Here is a 25,359-nt window from a genome sequence, read left to right on the forward strand (position 1 = left end):
GGTACTTGGATATTTAGGCGTTATTATCTGACACAGAATTTTGAACGCCCTCGCACTCGCCCCAAGACTTAGGAATAGTCCATTACACTTGCTCTTTAATGGTAAAGCTGGAATATTTGTTTTCACAGCGCACCTCAAGGTTGTGCAGCTCCCCGTTTATTTCAGAAAGCGTGAATGCGTTACGGATCAACTGATGCGTCCAGCTGGCACGTTCATTTACTTTCGCATCAGTAACAAGTAGTCTTTCAGGATCGGCAACGACAGCTTCTATCTTTTCCACCGTCGGGGCGGTAGCGTCAATAAACTTTTGCTGTTCAGTCATTTGTTTAAGCGAGTCAAAATCGTTAAGGGCGCCCTTAAATTTTTGCAACTGTGCCTGAAGGACAATACTTTTTGCTAAGCTTTGAGCGTAAGCCTCATCACCAATCACTTCTTGGCCATGCCAAATGATCCCTTAAAGGGCTCTGAGCTGCTGCTCTGGCTGCTTTGTCAGTTGGTAATAACGAGACTGTAATAAGTTAAAATAGGTTTCCTCATATAAATTCAAACGCTTTCGCTCAATTAACTTATCAATTTTTTCTTTAGCTGCTTTCAGCTTGCCTTCATCTAAAAACTCAGAAGCCTTGCGATAGCTATAAATGAAAGGTTTTGATGCGCCTTGAGGAGAATCATCAAGCCGAAAGCTCATCATCACTGAATTTTTACATTGCTTTATCGCTTTACCATTACTTACGGCGGGTTCATAACGCCAGCGTTTAACGGTACGTAAAGATTCTCGCTCAAATGCCCGCTGGCCTGATGAGTCTTCAACAATGGGCGAGCTGACAGAGCCATCTTCATTGACAATATAACTCAGTTTAACCCAGCCTTCGCCACCTTTTAAAGCCGCAGTTTTTGGGTAACGCGGCTTTACCCGATCTATTGGTGTTGCTTTGGTAACAGTAGCTAAGTGCAACTCTTGTTTAGGAGCTGCAGCTGATGGCATAGATAACCCTATAGAGATAGCTACAGGTAGTATAAATGATTTGGTATTCAAACGATTTTCCTTGTTATTGTTATACTCAACTCATCCTATCAGTAGTCTTTTTCGGATTCAATGTACCTTACAAAGGACAAACAAAAAGTGCTGTTTTTACTTTATCTTTTAGCGTCACCTGCTACTTTTAAAATACTGATTACCGTAGATAATAAAGGAATGTATGATTGCCAGCAGTTGCAAGTGTAAGCAAGCCTTAGACTTTGATATTAAAATGGCTTTCCAACCTATTGTTGATGTGTCCAAACGCAGTATTTTCTCTTACGAAGCATTAGTCAGAGGCGCCAATGGCGAAAGCGCCTTTGAAATATTGAGCCAAGTCAATGAGGACAATCAATACAGCTTCGATCAGCGTTGTCGCATCACGGCTATTGAAACCTTCGCCGAGCTCAGCAAAGAAGATAACCTCAATATCAACTTTATGCCGCAAGCTATTTACGAGCCATTGGCTTGCTTGGCAGCCACCATTAAAAGCGCTAGACGCTGTGGTTTCCCAACGAAACAGATAATTTTTGAGGTGACGGAACAAGAGCAAGTGATCAGCCGCAGCTACCTTACCCATATTTTCAAAACCTATCGCGCAAACGGATTCAAAACCGCCATTGATGACTTTGGTGAGGGTTATGCCGGACTTAGCTTACTCAGTGGCTTTCAACCTGACTTAATTAAGCTGGATATGTCGCTTATTACCGATATCGACAAAGACCCTGCCAAGCAAGCTATCGTTAAGGGCATGCTGCTTACCTGTAGTGAACTGGGAGTGTCATTATTGGCTGAGGGAGTCGAAACCCAAGCTGAGTTTCGCTATTTGCAGTCATTGGGCGTCAGCTTATTCCAAGGCTATTACTTTGCACGGCCTGCACTAGAGGCACTTCCTACCATCGACTGGCACAAACTCGACGAACAGGGCTAGCTCACATTAGCCTTTTCGCCAAAGTGAAGATGGCTTTCTCACTTTTTTGCTTCGCTTCAAATTGACTTAAGTTACTTTGTTCAATCAATACGTTGGCAACTTTGTTAACCTCTTCACTTAACAACGCATCCAATTTAGCTGGACTCACCGAGCCTTCATTCAGTTCTTTAATGATCGCTTGCAGGTTTGCTCTGCGCCTTGATATGGCTGCCACTAATACAGGCCGAATGGGTGAGGCACTATTGAGAACTTGTTGACAACTGTGTTCAACCTGAGACTTGAATTCCATTTTCATTCCATTTCATCGGGCTATTTCTTTTAAACGACTCTTAAGGTGCGGTATTACTGCCAGTTCATCTAATACGTTTTTATATTGTTGTGCGCGGGTGGCGAAATCTTTTTGAACTGGCTCCTTTACTTTTGCTGCAGCCGGTTTTGTATGCTCTGTGGTTGCCATAATCAAACTCCTAGGCTAAATCCATGGCAGTAAGATTATGCAATATTCTACATTAATGACATTACAGCTCATTACAGCTCATTACAGCACTTTAGTCTTAAGCCTTTGGCTAATGTGAATTTTAGTAGTAAAATCGAGCCAAGCAATTAAATAGAGAACCCCGTGGAAACCATTACCATAACGCCTGTTGGCTACATTAAGTCTCCTTACAAACAAAAATTTGCCATTCCCAGACAACCAAGGTTGGTGCCAGAAGCCAAAGCGCGACTGGAGTTTTGCCCCGACTTTAACCGCGAAGAGTTTGTTCGTGGATTAGATGCTTTCAGCCATGTTTGGCTTTTGTTCCGCTTTCATGAAACTGCTGAAAAAGGCTATTCCGCGCTGGTGCGCCCGCCTCGCCTTGGTGGCAATGAGCGCAAAGGCGTATTTGCAACCCGCGCCACCTTTCGCCCCAATGGCATTGGCATGAGTGCGGTAAAGCTGGATGGTATTGAATATCATCAAGGGCAGCTGAGTTTATTGCTGTCTGGGGTCGATTTACTTGATGGTACCCCCATCATCGATATTAAACCCTATTTACCCTATTCCGATGGCCAACTAGACGCCACGGCAGGGTTTGCAGATAGTCGACCAGAAACCGCCATGACGGTGAGCTTTAGTGACACAGCATTGGATTTCATTACCCAGCAATCTCACTACCCCGAGCTGCAAGCGTTTATTACCAATGTGCTGAAACAAGACCCAAGGCCCGCTTATAAAAAGAAGCGTAGTGAACAACAAGAGTATGGCATGAGTTTGTATCACTATAATATTCGCTGGCGTGTGGAAGGTGACCATAATCATGTCTTCGACATCACAACAGAACAACAGTTCAGCGAGTCGGACAAATAGCCCGCTGAATTGTGTTGGATTAAAGCTTTGTAAGCGCCTCTGGCACTGCTAGAATATGCGCCATACGAGAACAATAAGTAACTTATACTGGAATTACGATGCGTACGAGTGAATATATCTTGGCGACGTTAAAAGAAACGCCGTCAGACGCTGAAATAGTCAGCCACCAACTTATGCTTAGAGCTGGCATGATCCGTAAATTAGCCTCTGGCCTTTATACTTGGCTACCTTCTGGCCTGAAAGTATTTCGTAAAGTAGAGCGGATCGTGCGTGAAGAAATGGACAAAGCCGGCGCCATTGAACTGTCAATGCCGGTTATTCAGCCTGCTGAGCTGTGGCAAGAATCTGGCCGCTGGGAGCAATTCGGCCCAGAGCTAATGCGTATTAACGACCGCCACGGCCGTCCTTTTGCGCTGGGTCCAACACACGAAGAGGTCATCACCGACCTCGTTCGTCGTGAAATTAATAGTTATAAGCAACTGCCGTTAACACTGTACCAAATCAGTACCAAGGTAAGAGACGAGGTTCGCCCTCGCTTTGGGGTAATGCGCTCACGTGAGTTCACCATGAAAGACGCTTACTCATTCCACCTAACGGATGAGTGTTTAGAAAATACCTACCATAAGATGTTTAAGGCCTATTGTAATATCTTTGACCGTCTTGGTGTGGATTATCGCCCAGTAATTGCAGACAGTGGCTCCATCGGTGGTAACTTATCTCACGAATTCCATGTTCTGGCTGAATCCGGTGAAGACGCCATTGCCTTTAGTGATAGCAGCGACTATGCCGCCAATATTGAAAAAGCTGAAGCGCTCGCACCCACAGAGCCAAGACCTGCTCCAAGCAAAGAGCTAAACCGTTTTGCCACGCCTGAAGCCTTTACTATTGCTGACTTAAAAGCTAAACACGGCGTGAAGCCACACCGTGGTGTGAAAACCTTAATTGTCTATGGTGCCGAAGATGATAACGGTGAACGAGGTTTAGTGGCGTTGGTTTTACGTGGCGATCATGAACTTAACGAGCTTAAAGCTGAGAAACATGAGCTGGTTCATGCGCCTTTAGAAATGGCCAGTGAAGAAGACATTGTTAACGCCATTGGTGCTAAGCCCGGTTCATTAGGCCCAGTTGGTCTTACTATGCCGATCATCGTTGATCGCAGCGCAAATGTGATGGCTGATTTTGTTGCCGGTGCCAATAAAGATGGTGAACACTACAGCGGCATCAATTGGGACCGTGACGTTACTGACTACACCGTTGCCGATATTCGTAATGTGGTGGAAGGCGATCCAAGTCCATGTGGCAACGGCAAGGTGCAAATAAAGCGCGGCATTGAAGTGGGCCACGTATTCCAGCTTGGTAGCAAATATTCCGAAGCCATGAAAGCCGGAGTGTTAGGAGAAGACGGTAAAAACCAAACGCTGACCATGGGGTGTTATGGTATTGGTGTTTCTCGTATTGTTGCCGCTGCCATTGAGCAAAATAACGATAAATATGGGATCAAATGGCCACTCGCCATAGCGCCATTCGAAGTTGCGATTGTGCCAATGAATATGCATAAATCGCATCGCATTCCTGAAATCGCGGAAAACTTTTATGCTCAGTTGCAAGCTGCGGGCATCGATGTGTTATTTGATGACCGTAAAGAGCGCCCTGGTGTGATGTTTAACGACATGGAACTCGTTGGTATTCCTTACACCCTTGTAATTGGCGAGCGTAACCTAGATAACAATCAGGTGGAATTGAAAAATCGCCACACTGGCGAGAAGCAAATGCTCGACATAGACACAGCTGTGGCCACCATCACAGCAGCAGTTAAGGGCTAATACCACCACTGAAAAGAGCATACTCAGGTATGCTCTTTGTCATGTTACCTTCTTATAACTGCCCCACCCCTGTCACATTCGCTTTTTAGCATGGTCATTATTACGCTAAAGGCCAGCGCTATGAACAAAACCTACTACCCCAGCATTTGGATCTCTGACGTACACTTAGGCTATAAAGATTGCAAAGCCGACTACTTACTCGACTTTCTAAATAAAACGGACTGTGATGTACTTTATTTGGTGGGAGACATTATCGACTTGTGGTCAATGAAACGGCAGTTTTATTGGCATCCTTCTCACTATCAAGTATTAGAGTGCATCCAACAAAAAGCAGCAAACGGCACTCGGGTGATTTATATTCCCGGTAATCATGACGAAACCTTTCGCAATTACTGTGGCCAACATTTATTTAAAGTCGAAGTACACCATACTTATATTCATACCACATCGGCTGGAAAACGGTTTTTACTGCTGCACGGTGATGACTTTGACAGCGCTACCCGCTATAACAAACTGATCAGCATCATTGGTGATGCCGCTTATGACTTCTTACTGTTTTTAAACCGCTGGACTAACCGCTTTAGAAGGTTATATGGCGGTCACTACTGGTCATTGGCTTCTTGGTTAAAACAACGCGTTCATAAAGCCAGAGCCGCCATCGCCGCGTTTGAACATGCCGCCATTCATGAAGCTAAAAAACAAGGGGTTGATGGCATCATTTGTGGCCATATCCACCAGCCGGAGATCCGCGTAGTTGATGGCATTGTTTACTGTAATGATGGTGATTGGATAGAGAACTGCACGGCCCTGGTGGAAAACGCCGAAGGCCGTATCGAATTATTACATTGGTCTGATGTTCAAGCGGTGTTGAATGTGGTGGAAATAGATAAAGTGAATGAAATAAAAGCTGCGTAAACGAGCTCGGCTCGAGTCCTTGTGACTGCGAGCCGCAAACATTATCGAAATAGTACACTCTCTTTATTAAACCATTTAACGCAACAGAACAGTAACAGGGCAGCCAGCGTCGCTGAGGCAGCAAAAATCATCGCCACATCAGCATAATTTACCGTGCCTTTAATGATCTCTTTAATCGCTAATGCCACGTTGGTCAGCGGAATAAGCGCCGTTTTACTGGTGAGCTCCATATTAGGCAATAGCGACACTGCAATGGGAATAAAAATCCCCATACCCAGTGGTCCCATGTAGTTTTGTGCTTCTTTAAAGCTACGAGCATAGATGGATATGGCTAAGGTCAATGCAGAAAGCATCACAGCCACAGGCAGTAACAACGCAAAGATCAATAAGAAGTCCAATAATGCTACTGAAGAAAAAGCGCTTTTAACGATATCTAATGCCACAAATTGACTTGCTATTGCTATCCATAATGCCATGCTCGACACCGTTACCATGGCGCAAAAAATCGAGCTGCTTAAGACCGTTAAAAACTTCCCTAAAACCAGCTCGGTTCGAGAAATAGGCGTTAACAGCAGCGTTTCAAGTGTGCCGCGCTCTTTTTCACCGGCACCTAAATCAATAGCTGGATAGCTTGCTCCCATCAACACTAGTGGTATCAGCATATAGGGAATAAAGGCACCGAGCTTCTCCCCCAAGTTTTCACGGGTGTCTGCGGTATCGACCTTATTAATACTGATGGGCTCTAGGATCGCTTGTTGTAGCGCTTTAGAGAGCCCTAATTGATCTAACTTTGCCGCTCTCAACTGATTTGAAAAGTCTTTTGCCAGTTCTGACAAGCGATTGAAAATAAAGTTAATGGATTGCGCGTCATTAAACACAATTTGCCATTCACTTTTGACCCCGTCATTTAGGTTCGCAACCGGATCTGAAGGAATAAAAATGCCAACATCGATAATGCCATCTTTCACGGCCTGACGAAGCTCAGCCACTGTATTCAGAGTCCTGTCACCTTGGTACAGTTGAAAACTTTTATGGTAAAACACTTTTTCGGCAAAAGGTTCGGCATACTGAGAATTGACCAAGTAATAAGTGTGCACTTCTTGCTTGGCCTCGAGTGCGGCCTGAGAAGCCAAAAACCCCATTAACGCCATAATTACCGGAAAGATCAACATGGGTAAGGCGATAACAAAAAACAAGGTTTTGCGGTCACGCAGCAGTTCACGCACTTCTTTTAAAAAAACCTCAAACATCTGTGCCTCCCGTTAATAGGTTTAAAAAGGCTTGATTTAGCTCTTGGCTTTGCCCTTGCTCTTTAAACTGCGATAATGAACCATCAAAGCAGGTTACCCCTTCATTAATTACTGATACCCGGTCACACAATAAAGCAATTTCGTCGAGATGATGGGTTGAAAAAATAACCGGAGTACCTTGCGACTTTAGGTCGCGTATAAATTCAATCACGGTTTGTGTGGTCATAATATCCAAGCCAGTGGTGGGCTCATCCAGTACCACCACCTCAGGGTTGTGAACCACAGCTCGGGCAATATTGGTTTTTTGCTTCATCCCTGTGGATAAGTGCTCGGCCCTTTTATCCAAAAAACTGGTCATTTCTAAGCGCTGAAACAGCTCGTCACAGCGTTGTTTTAGCGATTTGCCCCGCATGCCATGAAGTCGAGCAAAGTATTCGACGTTTTCTTTCGCGGTAAGACGACCATAAAGCCCGGTTGAGCCCGAAAGAAAGCCAATCGCCTTTCTTGCCAATATTGGTTTTTTTACTACGTCTTTGCCTGCAATGTTAATGCTCCCAGCATCTGGTTTGAGTGCCGTAGATAACATCCGTAACGTGGTGGTTTTACCTGCGCCATTGGGGCCAAGTAGACCTAATACTTCCCCTGCGCCACAAAATAAACTGACGTCTTCCACGCTATGAAAGTAACCATCGCGCTCTCTGGGGTCGGCGGTGCTTTTGTTCTTTTTATGCTCTTTGGTCAGTACAAAGCGCTTTTTTAGTCCTGATATAGCTATCATGCTACTTCCTTCTCTTAGGACGAAAATAATCCGTATTTTGGTAAAAGGTTAAGTCTTGAGCCTGCGTATGCCAAGTTGGGATCCCTAGCAGCGGCAGCGGCGACAATTGACTGTTATCGTCCAGCAAACCATCATTGATCCACGCCACCAATTGCTCATCTAAATACTGATACTGCTGCGCCAAGCTCAATGTGTTGAACTCAGGAGGAACGACAATACACAACAATTTAGCGGTTAAACCGATAAAGGGGTTGGTCATCATTTCATAATTGGCATGGCCAAATACAAAAGGCTGAATACGACTAAACCAGGCTGCTCTGTTATCGTAAAACACGCTTTGCCATTGGTGTGCTTGCAGCTTGGTGCGCCACTTTTCATCATCAATTGCTAATACCATGCCGCACTCATCGAATAAGGTCAGGGCATTGCGTTTTTTGCTGCGCTGTTTCAAACCAAATTGTTCTATCTCTGCAATGTGCAAGGCATTAAGTAACGCTTTGGTTTTCGGAAACAAACACCATATTAAGGCACCAAATAAGTCATGCCAATTGTTACTACGGGTGGGCACTTGATGGCTTTGATAAATAATTTCTTCGTAATATTTATCGCCGAAATCAAGCTCATGATCAGCGACAAACACCGTATCATAGTGCTGTTTGCTCACTCGGTTAACTTGTGCCGTCAGCCACTGTGGTGATGGCCAGTCTGGTTGTTGGTGTAATTGAAATAAGTCATTGAGATGACTAAAAGCCGGGTTGTTAAGGCACTTAACCTGCCAAGTTTCTGGTGCGGTAAATTTTTTCATTAATACAAGCGCGATATTAGAGCATTAACCAGCATTTTACTTGAGCCTCTGCACAGAGGCAAAACTCAATTGTAAATAAGCGTAAGCCACCAGCGGTTCTACCTACTTGCCTTATCTCGCTCGAATTTATCGCGCTTTTATGGTACTACTTAGGGGTTCCTAACAAGTAAAAGAAAGGCAATTATGAAACGTAAACTGACGCTCACGGCGCTGTCAATGGCAGTCCTTGCTGGTTGTATGACGACGGCTAACACCACTGATGATTTAGACACGGCATATAACAGCATTAACGATGCTCAGCTAAGAGCCCATATAAAAACTCTTGCTTCAGATGAATTTGGTGGCCGTGCCCCTTCAACTAAAGGCGAAGAACTCACGCTCGCTTATCTTACTAAACACTTCAAAGCGCTTGGTTATGAACCAGGCAACGGCAATAGCTTTTTACAAGAAGTGCCGTTGGTGTCATTAGAAGCCGATCCCAATATGAGCTTAGAAATTGGTGGTAAAAGCTACCAATACAAAAAAGACATGGTAATGGGCTCTGCTCGGATCAGCGAGTTAGAAGCAATTAACGATTCAGAGCTGGTGTTCGTTGGCTATGGTGTTAATGCTCCTGAGTACAACTGGAATGACTATGAAGGCCTAGATGTAGAAGGTAAAACCGTGGTGATGCTGGTTAACGACCCAGGTTTCGCCAACCCAGATTCTGGCTTATTCACCGGTGAAGCCATGACCTATTATGGTCGTTGGACTTACAAATACGAAGAAGCATCTCGTCAAGGCGCTGCGGGCGCTATCATTATTCATGAAACGGCTCCGGCTTCCTATCCATGGAGTGTTGTAGAGAACTCTTGGAGTGGTCCACAGTTTGGTTTTGATAAAGAAAATAACAACATGGACCGTGTCGCGGTGGAAGGCTGGATTACCGTGGATGTTGCCAAAGAGCTGTTTGAAAAAGCCGGCCTTGACTTTGAAACTGCGAAGCAAAAGGCTGCACAAGGTGCTTATCATGTCGACATGGGCGACTTAACAGCCTCTGTTACAGTTAAAAACACCATTAAAAAGTCCACCTCTTATAACTTTATTGCCACCTTGCCTGGTAGTGAAAAGCCTGATGAGCACATTATCTATTCTGCCCACTGGGATCACCTTGGCATTGACCCCAATCGTAAAGGCGATCAAATTTACAATGGTGCTCATGATAATGCCAGTGGCACAGGGGGCATGATTGAGGTGGCAGAGGCCTTTACTAAATTACCAAACCGCCCAGACCGCTCAATGACCTTCCTTGCAGTGACTGCTGAAGAGCAAGGTTTATTAGGGGCAAAATATTATGCCGCTAATCCCGTTATTCCAGCGGATAAAACAGTGGCCAACATTAATATGGACAGCCTAAACCTGTTAGGTAAAGTAAAAGACATTAGCGTTGTTGGTATTGGTAAATCTGAGCTCGATGGCATTTTAGCTGCGGCGGCCAAACAGCAAGACCGTGACGTTTCTGGCGATCCTCGTCCGGCAGCTGGTGGCTACTATCGCTCAGATCACTTTGCCTTTGCCAACATGGGCGTGCCAGCCATGTATGCTGGCGGCGGTACAGAGGCTCGTGACGAGGCCACGGCAACGTACCGTAAACGCATGGGCTTGGTACTTAGAGGCTGTTACCATCAACCTTGTGACCGTTACCGTGAAGAGTGGGACTTAAGCGGCGCGGTACAAGATCTACAGCTGTTTTTCAAAGTGGGCTACGACGTGTCACAACAAGAAGCCTGGCCAAAATGGAACAAAACGGCTGAGTTCCAAAGAAAACAGACTAATTGATATTGATTATCATTTAGATTAAAGCTAAAGTGCAACCTAGTTATCAATGCCGGTTGCACTTTATGTTTTCGTCCCTACTTCAACACTACCCTTATCATACAGCGGTTAATACGTTAGGAGCGCTATTGAATAAACGCTTGCTGTTACCTGCTTTAATTGCTCTGTTGCTGTTTATGGACAGTACCCGCAGTGTCGTTATTGGCGCTCTGAGCGATGCCTTTTATCAAGTTACTGTGTTTGTTGCAGCAACCTTGCTTATTTACTACTACCTTGTCGACAAACTACCGCAGCTAAACCTCAGCTACCTAAGTCAACAATCCGCCACCTTGGAAATTATCATGGCGTCCTTCATGGGAGCGTTGCCAGGCTGTGGTGGCGCAATTATTGTGGTTACCCAATTTACCAAAGGCCAAGCCAGCTTTGCGGCGGTGGTCGCTGTGCTTACCGCCACCATGGGCGATGCGGCTTTTTTATTAATGGCCAAAGCTCCTACCACCGCGCTGCAAATTATCTCTTTGGGTATTCTCGTTGGTTGCCTTAGTGGCTTCGTGGTTCGCCTTTTTCACGCGCCCAATTTCTGTGCCCCTGCGGGGGATGTTGAACATCAGGCACACACACAAGCTATTCCTAAAGCCGTAGTACTCAGCCGCTCGGTCTGGAAGTTGTTTTTAGCGCCAAGCGTGGTCATTGCCCTTGCCATTGCCTTTAATAGCGATTTTGGCCGCTTTCAAAACGCCATAACTTGGTCTGGCGCCGCACTGGGTTTGTTTGCCGTGTGTATTTGGGCACTTAGCTCAAAAGGGATGACGTATAAAGACATTACCTCAGAAGATGAGCAGCACAATGAGCCCGGAAAATTAACTCGCGTTTTGCAAGACACCCACTTTGTTACCGCTTGGGTGGTGGCCAGCTTTTTACTGTATGAACTAGCGACGGTGTTGTTTGGGTTAGATCTGGGGCTTTGGTTTAACCAGTTTGCCATTTACGCTCCCTTAGTGGCCATTACTATTGGCTTACTGCCCGGCTGTGGTCCACAAATTGTTGTAACAACGCTTTATTTGCAAGGCATAGTGCCGTTCAGCGCCTTAGCCGCGAACGCCGTTGCTAACGACGGTGATGCCCTATTTCCCGCCATTGCACTGGCGCCCAAAGCGGCTTTAGTGGCCACCTTGTACTCCGCCATTCCGGCCTTTATGGTCGGATACGGGCTTTATTTTTGGCACGGGTGATAGTGGCGAATTCCACTGTCATCCACCATCACATAACAGGGCTGATGGTCATGAAATGCGTGATAAAACACCTCATCAAACAACAGCTGTTCGCTTTTTTGCTCACCACTGGCTAATTGGTAACTTACCAACATATGGCTTTCATGGCATATTAGCGGGTTAATCATCCGCTTGTCGGCGGCTTTCACCACCGCCAATACCTCATATACCTTGCCATGTTCCTTATTGTTGAACCAGGTCATAGACTAATTTTGCTCCAATTAGATCACTCAAGGCGGTGCCAACCGATTTAAACAAGGTGATCTCTTGTTCAGTTTCTCGGCCCCCTTGATCCTTGGTCATTTCACTGAGCTCTGCAACCACATCCGTAGGCGAAAAGACCCCTTCTTTGATGGGCAGCAGTAACTCACCCGCTTCGTTTAATACATTAGCACGACTGTCGACAAAAACGCGACTTTTAACCACAGTGTCGCTATCGCATTCACGGCCTTCACGGTGGTGGTTGCCGATGCAATCAATATGCGTGCCTGGAGTGAGCCACGTACCTTTAAACAGCGGTTGCTGGCTGCCAGTAGCACAGCTAATGACGTCGGCATTGGCAATCATGTTTTCACTGGCTTGCATAGCAAAGTTGAATTCAATCTCAGGATACTCAGCGCCAAGCGATTCAACCAGCGCTAAGCCTGCGTCTTGGTTGCGGGCAATCACACTCACCTGTTGATATTCTCGCACCGCTAAGTGGGCATTTATCATATAACGAGATAGATTTCCTGAACCAAAGAACACCAAGTGACGTACGTTTTTCGGCGCTAAATAGTCAGCTGCTAACGCCGCAACCGCAGCCGTTCGCCATAGCGTTACTTCGGTACCATCCACTAATGCTAATGGCTCGCCATGTTGGCGTTCAAATAGCATGATTTTGGAGTGTAAAGTGGCTTTTTGTTGCTGCTTATTGTCTGGGAAGTAGGTAAACGCTTTAACCCCAATTACCGTTTCATTCCAGGCAGGTAACACCGCAAAGGCATCGTGATTGTCTGGCTGTTGATTAAGCTCATAGACATGGCGAGTTGGCATGCCTGCTTGCTGTGCAAATCCCTCGCGCAATGCCGTAATCAAGCGCGTAAAATTTAACTGACTGGCCACTTGCTGCGCCGATATGATCTTCATGTTTGCCTCCTAGCCTAGTTGAAATTGTTGTGGTGCATGAGTCAAGCGTTGATAGCCAGATTCGGTGATCAATACGTCTTCTTCCAGCCTGACACCGCCAAAATTAGGAATATAAATTCCCGGCTCAATGGTGATCACATTGCCCACTTGTAGCTGGTGATTGACTCCGGGTTTGATAAATGGGGTTTCGTGCAAAAATAATCCCAAGCCATGCCCCAGCCCCTCTCCTGCAAATTCACTAAATTCACTGTGGCTTAACACTTGGTGGGCGGCATCATTAAGCTGTTGGCAGTCGCAACCAGGTTTTAGCAATGCCAGAGCCTGTTGTTGTGCGCTCTGCACGGTATCGAATATGGCTTGTTGCCGCTTGCTTGGCGTACCTAACACATAACTTCTGGTCATATCGGAGCGGTAACCATTAACCACGGCACCAAAATCAAGCAAGATCATGTCACCTTCCTTCAGTTTGGTTTCTCCTGGGCTGCCATGTGGCAAAGAGCTGCGGGCGCCAAACAATAAGATTGTGGCAAATGACATGCCTTGTGAACCTAACCGCTGCATACGGTACTCCAGTTCCAGCGCGGCTTCTCGCTCTGTGATCCCAGCCTTTAGCAGTGGCAAGGTTTCTAGCAATGCTTGATCGGCAATGGCTGCGGCGCGCTTGATAGAGGCTATCTCATAGTCATCTTTTAGCTCTCTTAGCTGTTCCACCCAGTGTTGAGCCACTTGCAGCGACGTTGATGCTGGGCAGGCTTGGCATAACGCTAAATATTCATGGTGAGTGAGTTTATGTGCTTCAAAACAAATCTGCTTAGCTTCACCCAATAACCGAAACAAACACGCTGGTAGTGATTCTTTGTCGCGGTCTCGTAACACAACCTCAACGTCCTGTGTTTCCGCACAAGCACGTTCATAATAGCGATAGTCGGTGATAAGCACAGCTGCGCCATCCGTGTTAATCATTAAGGTCGCCGCATTACCACTAAAGCCAGTTAAATAGAGAATGTTTTCATAACCAAAAATCAGCATTGCCTGAAGATTATGTTGTTGTAACCGAGCGATTAGCTTTTGTTGTCTGGTTAAATAATCCACTTGCATTGAATGTTACTACTCCTATTGTTGGTAAATCGACAAGGTTAACCCTACTATTAAAATCAAGTTATCGTTGCAGACTTTTATCGACCTGTCAGAGAAATAAGCCGAGTCAAAGCTCGGCTTAGGGTACTTGCCTAGGGAAATTCCGTTGGCATGGTTTTATCACCGGGGGTTATAGTTCATAACATGAGTCTTGCTTTAAAAGGTAAAACGCGCGACTAATGACAGATACCTTTCTTTTTGGCGCATGCTGACCAGGCCATAATCTGGGTTTAGGATCAGACCATTATCACCATCTAATGAGCGTTGCTCACGAATATCGAGCGCTTTATCGGCATTCAAGAGGTTATAAACAGTGCCTTTAAGCAGTAAATCATGACCGGCGACGTCCACTTGATAGCTTAAGGATAAATCGATTGTGGTTGCCCAAGGTAAATTATCCACGCTGCCTCGAGGTGTTGGCTCACCATTCTCGTCATAGTGAGAAACGTGACCGTAATATTTACTGATACAGGCATCCCATGGACTGCCAGGAGCACAACTGTCTACTCCAACTGGGTGTTTCGAAAAGTAGTTGGTGGGACGACCTGCAACCGTCCGTGCAACCAAACCTAGGGTAAAGTTATCAGTGATGTCATAGGAGCCTGAGACCTTAAGCGAATGGCGGTGATCGTTAGGCAAATTTCCGTAACCATGATCCATTAAGTCGGCGTAATCATAAGAGGTGGTCCAACCGGGATCGGCTTGGTTGTTGTCGGTTTTAACTAACCCCTCAGTATTACCATAGCTATGGGACCAGGTATAAGAAGAATTAATTCGCAGTTTATCGGTAATATTGCCCTCTAAAGTGAACTCAAGGGCGAGATACTTTCTTACCGCTTGTTGTAGCGCTAATTCTTCAGCCGTGAGGGTAACGTCATCGACTTGGCCATCACCATCAAAGTCGTAGCTCATCGATATCGCTTCGCCTGGGTTGTTGAGCACGTAATACGACCCCTGCCCGACATTGTCGGCAATACCAAGCTCGGCGAGTTTTTTCGCCAGTACCGGGCCAACATCGGTGTCTTCAACACTGCGGCCTAAGTCACGATAAATGGCACGTACGCCAAACGCCATGTCATCAAATACCTCGGTTTGATAACCCAGCGTAAACTCGTCTGAATACATGGGGTTTAGTGAAGAAGAAGCAATCAGACCAGGCTCAGTGATCCCCCGTTGACGCCAGCGTCGGTCTCTGAGCATCGCCCCGCGACTAGGGGAGCCATCAGATAACAGCACTGGAAAGCCATTGGCATCCACTTGGTCGAGGTCAAAATATTCAAACCATTCAATTGAAGCACTGCCCTGAGTGATGTTCATATTGGCCGACACCGGCTGGAAATAACGACCATAAGTGAAAAAGACCTTAGACTCACCGTCGCCATTGAGGTCGTAAATCGCCTGCAGCCTTGGTGCTAGTTGATTGTCCATATCAACATAAGCACGACCATCGGTGACGGTGTTTTCAAACTGGCTGTATCTTAGCCCTAAATTCACAACCAGCTCATCCGTCACCTGCCAAGAGTCATTAACATAGAAGGCCAATGAGTTTACTTCAGAGTCGACCGTACGGGTTCGAACCCGGCGTTCAACATAATCTTCACCAATGGCAGCGCCAGATATGCTGTTTTCACCAGCCGTTTTAATGCTCCACCAACCTTCTGCAGCGCCAAGACCATTTTGGCCTTCAAAATAATCCACCGATACTTTGGTGTAATCAACACCAAATAAAATAGAGTGATAATCCAAGTCGATATTAAAATCGATACGGGCTTGGTCACGAATAAACTCCTTTTCACTAATGCCTGCTGCTGTATGACTTGATAGCGTTACAAAGCTGCTACGCTCATCCCAAACACCAGGAAGTGTTGAAGCCACGATGTTCTCAACGTTTTCAGTAACTCGACCAATGACCGCTGATACCGAGAAGAAGTCGGTAAAGTAGCCGTTATAGTCGATGCTGTAGACTTTACCGCCATCTTCACCTGGTGCAGCTACGCCTTGTTTCTCGCCAATCTCGTTGCTCTGCCAATCGTAGGTATAACTTTGTCTGCTCCATTGTCGTTTATTATTCATGGCAGAAAAGCCCAATGAATGGTCCTCATCAATAAACCAATCCACTTTGGCAAACCAGCGGTCTTCCTCTCTTTCACGGTCATTAAAGATCGTTTGCTCAGCCCAGCGGTTGACCTCCTTTCGCGGTGCAAATAAGCCATAATAAAACAAGCTGTCTTCTATTAACGCGCCACTGGCCCACAGTTGTAGCTCACGAAACGAGTCATAATCTTGTTGCGTGTTGATGTTGATGGTGCCGTTATCTTGGTAGTTGGAGTCATGGTAATCATGGCTAAATGACGGGTCTAAGCGGACTTCTGCACCGAATTTAAATTCGTTATCACCGGATTTAGACACGGCATTGACAATACCGCCAAGTGCCCCACCAAACTCTGGACTGATCCCACCGGTTTTCACTTGCGTTTGCGAAATGGCTTCCCAAGGCAAGCGAATAGAACCTAAGCCAGTTTGAATACTGGTGACATTTAAACCATTAAAGTAATAGCCATTTTCTGCTGCAGAGGAGCCGCCAAAACTCGACGCTCCTTTGAAATTGCTACCACCAGGCTGGGCTGTGCCAGGTGCTAATAGGGCAATACTTTCAAAGCCAGTATTGACTGGCATGACTTTTAAATCGCTGTCGGTAAAGGTGACTCCAGCTGTTGATGACGCCATATCGACACGACGAATTGCCGTACCAGTGACTGCGATCCTTTCAATATCTTGCCCTGCGCGCAGGAGCTGGGCATCGAGGATCATGGCTTGACCAATATTAAGGGCAATATCCTGCTCTATCACGGTTTCAAACCCCTGTTTGTTAATCGCCACCGAGTAGCGACCTACCGGCAGGTTTCGCAAAAGATACTCACCCTTACTATTGGTTTGCACAGTAAAAACCAGGCCTTTGCTTTTATGGGTAAAGACCAGCTGAGCATTATTAAGGTCCGCGCCTTGGCTGTTGACTATGTTGCCTTTAACCGTACTATTGCCATCTGCCGCAAACGCACTGCTGCTGCCAAGGGCAATCATCAAGGCCGAGGCGGTGAGTGTTTTGTTAAATAGTTGCGTGATTTTTTTGTTATTACGCATTGTTTTTCCTTTTGTTCCCATTGATGTGAGTGTGTGTTGGTAACGACTAAACAATACACAATTGATATATTGTATACAATATTTATTATCCACAAAATACAGATTTATTCTCAACTCGTTGTTTTAAATGAACTTAAAATTAAAGCGATATCTGTAGGATAGTGCTAATTGCGGATAAAAAGGCGTGGGTTCGCCAGCGTACAAGTTAAAATCGAGTCAAGCCGTAAACAATAACAGAGCACGGTGTCATTACACAGGTTGATCAAGGCCTGTTTTCACTGCTATAAAGGAATACAGACATATTAGGAACACAAACCAGCTTATGATAGCAAAAACCCCAGCACCCCCCTATTACGCGGTCATTTTTACCAATATTAAAAACAGTGACGATGAAGGGTATGCGCAAACCGCAGCAAGAATGGTAGAGCTGGCGCAATTGCAACCTGGTTTTTTAGGCATAGAATCAGCGCGAGAAGACGTTGGCATCACCGTATCTTATTGGCAAGACCTAGAATCAATTAAAGCATGGAAAGCCAATGCCGAGCACGTTGAAGCACAAAAGCACGGCCAGCAAAAGTGGTATACCAGTTACACCACACGCATTGCCAAAGTCGAGCGCGAGTATAGTGTCTAGTAGTATCATACGCCGGCATAAAACCCCGGTTTATTTTTTTGCCAACGCTGGCCATTGTCGTATTAAGCCCAGTCCGTAAAAGCATGCTAAAAGTAAACAGATTAATGAGCTCCAGAGCCAAAATGCTGGCGTGCGCCCCAAGGGTTGAAAAATAAAATAAAAACCAGCGACCGCTCGCAGCAGAAGTAAAAGCGTGATGCTCGACAATACCCAGCGCATAAAGGGAAGTTTGGCCAACAACCCGGCCCCAGCAGCAGCGTAAGCAGACCATATCAGCAGCACAAACGTGATGACACTAGTGATCAGTGTTGGATAATGACTACCCTGCTCAGCAAGTCGTGCCATGTGCTCGCCGGCACCAAAAAACCGATACCAAGAAGCGCCAAAATAAATACAACCGAGATGCAACAGCGCTGCAATCAAAGTCAATATCCCTGCTACGAGTAAATAAAGATTCACTTTCCTTACTTCCTTAAGATTAAATAAACACTGGCTTAATTATACCAATCCGCATTAATACCTGCTCAATTTGAGGGAGCTAATTCGACGCTAACTGCGTTAAAAATTTCTCATTTAGAACAACTAAATAGCAAAATTTTTGCCTTGCCTACACGGATGTAGGTACCTTGGCGGTAGCAGGACGCGAGAGCGGTGTTATCGACAGAATTTTCTTGCCTCAAATAGACCACTTAATTAAGCGAATTGGTATTAGTTTGCTCATTGTCTGCGCTAATAGTTAGCCACAAAAAAGGCCCCTTAAGGAGCCTTTTTAGCGTCAATTGATTGTTAAATCAATTACCAGCCTGCTTTCTCTTTTAGTGCAGAACCGATTTCTGCAAGAGAGCGTACTGTTTTAACGCCTGCTTCTTCAAGGGCTGCGAATTTCTCATCAGCTGTGCCTTTACCGCCTGCGATAATTGCACCAGCGTGACCCATACGCTTACCTGGAGGAGCTGTAACACCAGCAATGTAAGAAACCACTGGTTTAGTTACGTTGTGCTTGATGTATTCAGCCGCTTCTTCTTCAGCAGTACCGCCGATCTCACCGATCATCACGATTGCTTCAGTTTGGTCGTCTTTCTCGAACATTTCTAGCACGTCGATGAAGTTAGTACCTGGGATTGGGTCACCACCGATACCAACACACGTAGACTGACCAAAGCCTGCGTCAGTAGTTTGCTTAACCGCTTCGTAAGTAAGTGTACCAGAACGTGATACGATACCTACTTTACCTGGCTTGTGGATGTGGCCTGGCATGATACCAATCTTAGTTTCACCTGGAGTGATAACACCTGGGCAGTTAGGACCAATCATACGAACGCCCGTTTCATCCAACTTCACTTTAACATCAACCATGTCAAGTGTTGGGATACCTTCAGTGATACAAACGATTAGCTCGATGCCTGCGTCGATCGCTTCAAGGATAGCGTCTTTACAAAAAGCAGCTGGTACATAGATAACAGATGCCGTTGCACCTGTAGACTCTACCGCTTCGCGTACTGTGTTAAATACAGGTAGGCCTAGGTGAGTTGTGCCGCCTTTACCAGGAGAAACACCACCAACCATTTGTGTACCGTACTGGATAGCTTGCTCAGAGTGGAAAGTACCCTGACCACCAGTGAAACCTTGACAGATTACTTTAGTATCTTTGTTAATTAATACAGACATTATTTGCCCTCCGCAGCAGCAACTACTTTCTCAGCAGCGTCAGTTAGAGACTCAGCTGCAATGATGTCAAGGCCTGAGTTAGCTAGTACTTCACGACCAGCTTCCGCGTTAGTACCTTCAAGACGTACAACTACTGGTACGTTTACGCCAACTTCTTTAACCGCACCGATAATACCTTCTGCGATCATGTCACAACGTACGATACCACCGAAGATGTTAACTAGTACTGCTTTCACGTTGTCATCAGAAAGGATGATCTTGAATGCTTCTGATACACGCTCTTTGGTTGCGCCGCCACCAACGTCTAGGAAGTTAGCTGGCTTGCCACCATGTAGGTTTACGATGTCCATAGTACCCATCGCAAGGCCTGCACCGTTAACCATACAACCAACGTTACCGTCTAATGCAACGTAGTTAAGCTCAAAGCTTGCCGCGTGTGCTTCACGAGCATCTTCTTGCGAAGGATCGTGGAATTCACGGATTTTAGGCTGGCGGAATAACGCGTTGCCATCAACACCGATTTTGCCGTCTAGACAGTGAAGGTTGCCTTCATCAGTGATTACTAATGGGTTGATTTCAAGTAGCGCGAAGTCATGGTTAATGAACATTTGCGCAAGACCCATAAAGATCTTAGTGAACTGCTTAACTTGCGTTGGGTTCAAGCCAAGTTTGAACGCCAGCTCACGACCTTGATAAGCTTGAGGACCAACTAGTGGATCGATCTCAGCTTTGTGAATTAGTTCAGGCGTTTCTTCTGCAACTTGTTCGATTTCTACACCGCCTTCAGTCGATGCCATGAACACAACTTTACGTGTTCCACGGTCAACTACGGCACCTAGGTATAGTTCATTTGCAATATCAGTGCAGCTTTCTACTAAAATTTTAGCAACTGGCTGACCTTTCTCGTCTGTTTGGTAAGTAACTAGGTTTTTGCCTAACCAGTTTTCAGCGAATGCGCGGATTTCGTCTTTGCTGTCTGCCAGTTTAACACCGCCCGCTTTACCACGGCCGCCAGCGTGTACTTGACATTTAACAACCCACTTGTCTCCACCGATTTTACCTGCAGCTTCAACTGCTTCTTGAGGTGTATCACAAGCAAAGCCTTCTGATACAGGTAGACCATATTCGGCAAAAAGTTGTTTTGCCTGATACTCATGCAAATTCATGATGCTTTATCCAATTTTTTATACTAAAAAAGCTGAATATTTATGCAAATAATCAGCTATCCCAAATTGCGCTCATAGTATAGATCCCAAGGCTTGCTATGAAAACCCCACTTAGACCAAAGGCGCAAAAAAAAAGCTGTATGCGTGCATACAGCTTATTCTTTAAACAAACGTTATACGTCGAGTAGTAGACGCGTTGGATCTTCAAGCAACTCTTTGATTGTTACTAAGAAGCCAACCGACTCTTTACCATCAATTTGACGGTGATCGTACGACAGTGCCAAGTACATCATCGGTAAGATTTCAACCTTGCCGTTTACTGCCATTGGACGCTCTTGGATTTTGTGCATGCCCAAGATAGAAGACTGAGGTAGGTTGATGATAGGCGTTGAAATCAACGAGCCAAATACACCACCATTGGTGATTGTAAAGTTACCACCAGTCATGTCATCAACGGTAAGTTTGCCGTCACGACCTTTTAGTGCCAATTCACGAATACCTTTCTCAATTTCAGCAACCGATAGCTTATCACAGTCACGTAGTACTGGAGTCACAAGACCACGTGGCGTAGATACCGCGATGCTGATGTCGAAGTAGTTGTGATAAACGATATCATCACCGTCGATTGACGCATTCACTTCCGGGAAGCGCTTAAGTGCTTCAGTTACGGCTTTCACGTAGAAAGACATAAAGCCTAAGCGAATACCGTGACGCTCTTCAAATACGTCTTTGTATTGCTTACGAAGATCCATGATTGGCTTCATGTTTACTTCGTTGAATGTGGTCAACATTGCAGTTGAATTCTTCGCTTCAAGTAGGCGGTTAGCAATGGTCTTACGAAGACGCGTCATTGGAACGCGTTTTTGCGTACGCTCACCTACTGGTGCCGTAGTGGTGCTAGAAGCTGTTGGCTTTGATTCAGACTTAGCGCCTGACTTCAAGAAGTTGTCCACGTCTTCTTTGGTGATACGACCACCTTTACCTGAACCTTTGATCTTAGACGCATCTAGGCCTTTCTCAGCAATCATACGACGTACTGACGGCGTTAACACATCTGAGTTTTCGTCAGAGTCAGAAGACGTTGATTCTTGCTTCGCTTCTGCAGGCGCTGATGCCGGTGCAGAACCGCTGCCCGCTACCACTTTACCAATCACTTGATCAGCAAGAACGGTTTCACCTTCGCCATGGATTTGTTCGCCCATCACACCATCATCTGGTGCAACTACTTCAAGAACCACTTTGTCGGTTTCAATATCAACCAAGTTTTGGTCACGGCTAACAGATTCGCCTGGCTGTACGTGCCAAGTCGCAATGGTAGCGTCTGCTACTGATTCAGGAAGTACAGGTACTTTAATGTCCACTTCTTTACCTTCTGATGCTTGCGTCGGGTCTGACGCGGCTGATTCTTCTTTGTTTTGCTCTGGTTCTGATTTCGATGAGTCTGATGAGTCAGAAGCACCAGCAGCATCGGCCTCGCCCAGTTGCGCGATTACTTGATCTGAAAGAACCGTAGCTCCTTCAGTTTCGGAAATCTCAGTTATAACACCATCTTCTGGTGCTACAACTTCTAAAACCACTTTATCAGTTTCGATATCAACTAGATTTTGATCTCGAGTCACTTTATCGCCAACGCTTACATGCCAAGTGGCAACCGTTGCATCAGCAACAGACTCAGGAAGAACAGGCACCTTGATTTCGGTTGTCATCTCTTATTCCTTATTTCTTAATTGTTAAAGCGTCAGCAATTAACGCGTTTTGTTCTTTAGTATGGGTAGACATATAACCACAAGCAGGCGCTGCTGCCGCTTTACGACCAGCGTAAGATAAATTAGCACCTGATGGAATGGCTTCCCAGAAATGGTGTTGCGAGCAGTACCAAGCACCTTGGTTTTGCGGCTCTTCTTGACACCATACGAAATCTTTAACGTGTTGGTAGCGAGCCATGATCTCGTCCATCTCTTTATGAGGGAACGGATACAGTTGTTCAACACGGACAATAGCAACATTGTCTAGTTCTTGCTTACGACGCTCTTGCAGTAGTTCGTAGTACACCTTACCGCTACAGAATATAACACGTTCCACTTTCTCAGGGTTGATGTCATCAATTTCATCAATCATGTTGTGGAACACGCCATCGGCAAGCTCTTCAAGGCTAGATACAGCCAATGGATGACGTAGCAGTGATTTTGGTGTAAGTACAATCAGTGGACGACGTAATGGACGTACCGATTGACGGCGCAGCATAGCATATACTTGCGCTGGCGTCGTTGGCACACAGACTTGCATGTTGTGGTCTGCACACAATTGCAGATAACGCTCTAAGCGCGCTGAACTGTGTTCTGGACCTTGACCTTCATAGCCATGAGGTAACAACATGGTTAAGCCACATAAACGGCCCCACTTTTGCTCACCAGAGCTCAAGAATTGGTCAAATACAACCTGGGCACCATTGGCAAAGTCACCAAACTGCGCTTCCCATAATACCAATGACGTTGGTTCAGCCGTGGCGTAACCATACTCAAACGCCAGCACAGCTTCTTCAGATAACACTGAATCATAAACTTCAAACACACCTTGATTGTCACTGATGTGTTGCAGTGGCAAATAAGTTGATGCGTCTTCTTGGTTATGCACTACCGCATGACGGTGGAAGAAAGTACCACGACCTGAGTCTTGACCGGTAAGACGTATGTCTGTTCCCTCTTCTACTAAGGTTGCGTAGGCAAGAGTCTCAGCCATACCCCAGTCCAAAGGCTTATCGCCTTTAGCCATGGCCATACGGTCGTCATAAATTTTCTTAACCCGAGACTGAGCTTTATGACCTTCTGGGTAACTAGCAACCTTTTCACCAAGTTCTTTGAGTTTTGCAACATCAAGTTTTGGCTCGTAAGGCGTATCCCAATCATGGCCAACGTATTTAGACCAATCCGAAGAATGCTTAGTTTCTTTTTGGATTTCTTCTACAACGCACTGGCCTTTATCTAGACCATTACGGTAGTCATCGGAAATTTGTTTCGCTTCTGCTTCCGAAATCACCCCTTCTTTAATCAGCTGCTCAGAGTAAAGCTGACGCGGTACAGGGTGCTTCTTCACTTTTTGGTACATTAACGGTTGAGTAGCATTTGGCTCATCCGCTTCATTGTGACCATGACGACGGTAACAAACTAGGTCAATAACAACATCACGCTTAAATTTGTTACGGTAATCCAATGCCACTTGAGTAACAAAAGCAACGGCTTCTGGATCGTCAGAATTAACGTGGAAAATTGGCGCCTGAACCATTTTCGCAATGTCTGTACAGTACTCAGTTGAACGCGTGTCTTCACGTTTAGAAGTGGTGAAACCAACTTGGTTATTCACCACAATACGAACTGTACCACCAACGCCGTAAGCGCGGGTTTGCGATAAGTTAAATGTTTCTTGTACAACACCTTGACCAGCGATCGCTGAGTCACCATGGATCGTAATAGGTAATGCCTTGGAGCCGCTTTGGCAATTCAAACGGTCAAGACGAGCACGTACAGAACCCATGACCACTGGATTAACAATCTCTAAGTGAGACGGGTTAAAGGCCAAGGCCATATGAACGTTGCCGCCCTTAGTGCCAAAGTCAGAAGAATAACCCATGTGGTATTTCACGTCACCAGAACCGGCTTGTTCGCCGTATTTACCAGCAAACTCGTCAAATAGCTCCTGCGGGTTTTTACCTAAGACGTTAACTAACACGTTCAAACGACCACGGTGGGCCATGCCAATAACCGCTTCTTCTTGGCCGCTTTCACCAGCGCGGTGCATCAGCTCTTTCAGCATTGGCACTAGGGCATCACCACCCTCAAGTGAGAAACGCTTAGCACCTGGGAATTTCGCCCCTAGGTATTTCTCCAGACCGTCTGCTGCCGTCAGGCCTTTGTAAATTCGTAGTTTCATTTCTTTGTCAAACTGAGGCTTGGCGAAGGTGGACTCTAAACGTTGTTGGATCCAACGTTTTTCTTCCGTTGAGGTGATGTGCATGTACTCTGCGCCAATCGAACCACAATAGGTTTCTTTTAAGGCAGCATACAAATCTTTCAGTTTCATTGTCTCTTTGCCACAAGCAAAAGAGCCAACGTTAAATTCTTTATCTAGGTCTGCATCAGTTAAATCGTGAAAACTCGGGTCTAAATCACGAACGCGCTCTCTTTGCCAAATCCCAAGGGGATCGAGGTTTGCGTTTTGATGACCACGGAATCGAAATGCGTTAATTAACTGCAGAACTTTAACTTGTTTAGCGTCAGCAGCACCTTCTGCCGATACCACGACCTCTTTGTGTTTGTTTTTAGCAAGCTCAGCAAATTGCGCTCTTACTTCTGAATGTTTTGCATCAACATCCACCCCATCAACTTTTGGCAGTTGATCAAACACCTCTCGCCATTCTTCTGGCACTGAAGCTGCATCGTCTAGATACGCCTCATATAGATCTTCTACGTATGCGACGTTACCGCCGTACAAGTGCGAAGATTCTAGCCATGCCTTCATCACACCTTCGTGCATT

The 25,359-nt window shown here is 45.7% G+C and carries 23 protein-coding genes; 7 read left to right on the plus strand and 16 right to left on the minus strand.

The window, feature by feature from the left end; all coding sequences use genetic code 11:
- Positions 1 to 82: 82 nt before the first annotated feature.
- Positions 83 to 430: a hypothetical protein gene (locus ACNKW2_RS08580; RefSeq protein ID WP_419148185.1), complete on the minus strand. Its 348-nt coding sequence runs from the start codon at positions 428 to 430 to the stop codon at positions 83 to 85.
- Between the two features lie 24 nt (positions 431 to 454).
- Entirely contained in the window at positions 455 to 985 is a 531-nt protein-coding gene (locus ACNKW2_RS08585; protein WP_419148186.1) for an energy transducer TonB, read from the minus strand.
- A 214-nt stretch (positions 986 to 1,199) separates the two neighbouring features.
- On the opposite strand from ACNKW2_RS08585, the gene ACNKW2_RS08590 reads away from it, so the two are divergent.
- Positions 1,200 to 1,949 carry an EAL domain-containing protein gene (locus tag ACNKW2_RS08590; protein WP_419148187.1) on the plus strand — a complete coding sequence of 250 codons (750 nt, stop codon included), beginning with the start codon at positions 1,200 to 1,202 and terminating at the stop codon, positions 1,947 to 1,949.
- Between the two features lies 1 nt (position 1,950).
- Here the strand turns inward: ACNKW2_RS08590 and ACNKW2_RS08595 are convergent, their stop codons facing one another.
- Positions 1,951 to 2,238: a hypothetical protein gene (locus ACNKW2_RS08595; protein ID WP_419148188.1), complete on the minus strand. Its 288-nt coding sequence runs from the start codon at positions 2,236 to 2,238 to the stop codon at positions 1,951 to 1,953.
- Positions 2,239 to 2,250: 12 nt separating this feature from the next.
- Positions 2,251 to 2,406 (minus strand): hypothetical protein, encoded by a 156-nt coding sequence (locus ACNKW2_RS08600; RefSeq protein WP_419148189.1) that lies wholly within the window; start codon positions 2,404 to 2,406, stop codon positions 2,251 to 2,253.
- A 162-nt stretch (positions 2,407 to 2,568) separates the two neighbouring features.
- Here ACNKW2_RS08600 and tsaA point away from each other — a divergent pair, with 162 nt between their 5' ends.
- The 3 genes from tsaA (at position 2,569) to ACNKW2_RS08615 (ending at position 6,035) form a co-directional block, all read left to right on the plus strand.
- Entirely contained in the window at positions 2,569 to 3,297 is a 729-nt protein-coding gene (gene tsaA, locus ACNKW2_RS08605) for a tRNA (N6-threonylcarbamoyladenosine(37)-N6)-methyltransferase TrmO (protein ID WP_419148190.1), read from the plus strand.
- A 98-nt stretch (positions 3,298 to 3,395) separates the two neighbouring features.
- On the plus strand, positions 3,396 to 5,120 hold the full coding sequence (locus ACNKW2_RS08610; protein WP_419148191.1) for a proline--tRNA ligase: 1,725 nt from the start codon (positions 3,396 to 3,398) through the stop codon (positions 5,118 to 5,120).
- A gap of 120 nt (positions 5,121 to 5,240) precedes the next feature.
- Positions 5,241 to 6,035 carry a UDP-2,3-diacylglucosamine diphosphatase gene (locus ACNKW2_RS08615; protein WP_419148192.1) on the plus strand — a complete coding sequence of 265 codons (795 nt, stop codon included), beginning with the start codon at positions 5,241 to 5,243 and terminating at the stop codon, positions 6,033 to 6,035.
- A 41-nt stretch (positions 6,036 to 6,076) separates the two neighbouring features.
- Here ACNKW2_RS08615 and ACNKW2_RS08620 read toward each other — a convergent pair whose 3' ends face one another.
- Genes ACNKW2_RS08620 through ACNKW2_RS08630 form a run of 3 tightly spaced genes read right to left on the minus strand, consistent with a single transcriptional unit; the run spans position 6,077 to position 8,868 of the window.
- Positions 6,077 to 7,285 (minus strand): ABC transporter permease, encoded by a 1,209-nt coding sequence (locus ACNKW2_RS08620; RefSeq protein WP_419148193.1) that lies wholly within the window; start codon positions 7,283 to 7,285, stop codon positions 6,077 to 6,079.
- The gene (locus ACNKW2_RS08625; RefSeq protein ID WP_419148194.1) at positions 7,278 to 8,063 is read right to left on the minus strand and encodes an ABC transporter ATP-binding protein; all 786 of its coding nucleotides are present in this window, start codon (positions 8,061 to 8,063) and stop codon (positions 7,278 to 7,280) included. The genes ACNKW2_RS08620 and ACNKW2_RS08625 overlap by 8 nt, the downstream gene beginning before the upstream one ends.
- Position 8,064: 1 nt before the next feature.
- Positions 8,065 to 8,868, minus strand: a complete 804-nt coding sequence (locus ACNKW2_RS08630) for a DUF3025 domain-containing protein (RefSeq protein ID WP_419148195.1) — start codon at positions 8,866 to 8,868, stop codon at positions 8,065 to 8,067.
- A gap of 183 nt (positions 8,869 to 9,051) precedes the next feature.
- Between ACNKW2_RS08630 and ACNKW2_RS08635 the strand changes: the two genes are divergently transcribed.
- The gene (locus tag ACNKW2_RS08635; RefSeq protein WP_419148196.1) at positions 9,052 to 10,686 is read left to right on the plus strand and encodes a M28 family metallopeptidase; all 1,635 of its coding nucleotides are present in this window, start codon (positions 9,052 to 9,054) and stop codon (positions 10,684 to 10,686) included.
- Between the two features lie 62 nt (positions 10,687 to 10,748).
- The gene (locus ACNKW2_RS08640) at positions 10,749 to 11,915 is read left to right on the plus strand and encodes a putative manganese transporter (RefSeq protein WP_419148197.1); all 1,167 of its coding nucleotides are present in this window, start codon (positions 10,749 to 10,751) and stop codon (positions 11,913 to 11,915) included.
- Here the strand turns inward: ACNKW2_RS08640 and ACNKW2_RS08645 are convergent.
- The 4 genes from ACNKW2_RS08645 to ACNKW2_RS08660 form a co-directional block, all read right to left on the minus strand.
- Entirely contained in the window at positions 11,897 to 12,157 is a 261-nt protein-coding gene (locus ACNKW2_RS08645) for a hypothetical protein (protein WP_419148198.1), read from the minus strand. The two genes, ACNKW2_RS08640 and ACNKW2_RS08645, sit on opposite strands and share 19 nt — an antisense overlap.
- A complete protein-coding gene (lhpI, locus tag ACNKW2_RS08650; protein WP_419148199.1) occupies positions 12,138 to 13,082 on the minus strand; it encodes a bifunctional Delta(1)-pyrroline-2-carboxylate/Delta(1)-piperideine-2-carboxylate reductase in 945 nt (314 codons plus the stop codon). The genes ACNKW2_RS08645 and lhpI overlap by 20 nt, the downstream gene beginning before the upstream one ends.
- 9 nt (positions 13,083 to 13,091) lie before the next feature.
- Positions 13,092 to 14,180, minus strand: a complete 1,089-nt coding sequence (locus ACNKW2_RS08655; protein ID WP_419148200.1) for a M24 family metallopeptidase — start codon at positions 14,178 to 14,180, stop codon at positions 13,092 to 13,094.
- A gap of 195 nt (positions 14,181 to 14,375) precedes the next feature.
- The gene (locus ACNKW2_RS08660) at positions 14,376 to 17,360 is read right to left on the minus strand and encodes a TonB-dependent receptor (RefSeq protein ID WP_419148201.1); all 2,985 of its coding nucleotides are present in this window, start codon (positions 17,358 to 17,360) and stop codon (positions 14,376 to 14,378) included.
- Between the two features lie 322 nt (positions 17,361 to 17,682).
- Between ACNKW2_RS08660 and ACNKW2_RS08665 the strand changes: the two genes are divergently transcribed.
- The gene (locus ACNKW2_RS08665) at positions 17,683 to 17,994 is read left to right on the plus strand and encodes an antibiotic biosynthesis monooxygenase family protein (RefSeq protein WP_419148202.1); all 312 of its coding nucleotides are present in this window, start codon (positions 17,683 to 17,685) and stop codon (positions 17,992 to 17,994) included.
- Between the two features lie 30 nt (positions 17,995 to 18,024).
- Here the strand turns inward: ACNKW2_RS08665 and ACNKW2_RS08670 are convergent, their stop codons facing one another.
- From ACNKW2_RS08670 to ACNKW2_RS08690, 5 genes are all read right to left on the minus strand, one after another.
- Positions 18,025 to 18,453 (minus strand): hypothetical protein, encoded by a 429-nt coding sequence (locus ACNKW2_RS08670; RefSeq protein ID WP_419148203.1) that lies wholly within the window; start codon positions 18,451 to 18,453, stop codon positions 18,025 to 18,027.
- 336 nt (positions 18,454 to 18,789) lie between these two features.
- Positions 18,790 to 19,662, minus strand: a complete 873-nt coding sequence (gene sucD / locus ACNKW2_RS08675; RefSeq protein ID WP_336566225.1) for a succinate--CoA ligase subunit alpha — start codon at positions 19,660 to 19,662, stop codon at positions 18,790 to 18,792.
- On the minus strand, positions 19,662 to 20,828 hold the full coding sequence (gene sucC / locus ACNKW2_RS08680; RefSeq protein WP_419148204.1) for an ADP-forming succinate--CoA ligase subunit beta: 1,167 nt from the start codon (positions 20,826 to 20,828) through the stop codon (positions 19,662 to 19,664). The genes sucD and sucC overlap by 1 nt, the downstream gene beginning before the upstream one ends.
- A 173-nt stretch (positions 20,829 to 21,001) precedes the next feature.
- Positions 21,002 to 22,534 (minus strand): 2-oxoglutarate dehydrogenase complex dihydrolipoyllysine-residue succinyltransferase, encoded by a 1,533-nt coding sequence (gene odhB, locus ACNKW2_RS08685; RefSeq protein WP_419148205.1) that lies wholly within the window; start codon positions 22,532 to 22,534, stop codon positions 21,002 to 21,004.
- 10 nt (positions 22,535 to 22,544) lie between these two features.
- Positions 22,545 to 25,358 (minus strand): 2-oxoglutarate dehydrogenase E1 component, encoded by a 2,814-nt coding sequence (locus ACNKW2_RS08690; protein WP_419148206.1) that lies wholly within the window; start codon positions 25,356 to 25,358, stop codon positions 22,545 to 22,547.
- Between the last annotated feature and the right edge of the window lies 1 nt (position 25,359).

The organism is Pseudoalteromonas 'SMAR' (assembly GCF_048515945.1).
Taxonomy (GTDB): domain Bacteria; phylum Pseudomonadota; class Gammaproteobacteria; order Enterobacterales; family Alteromonadaceae; genus Pseudoalteromonas.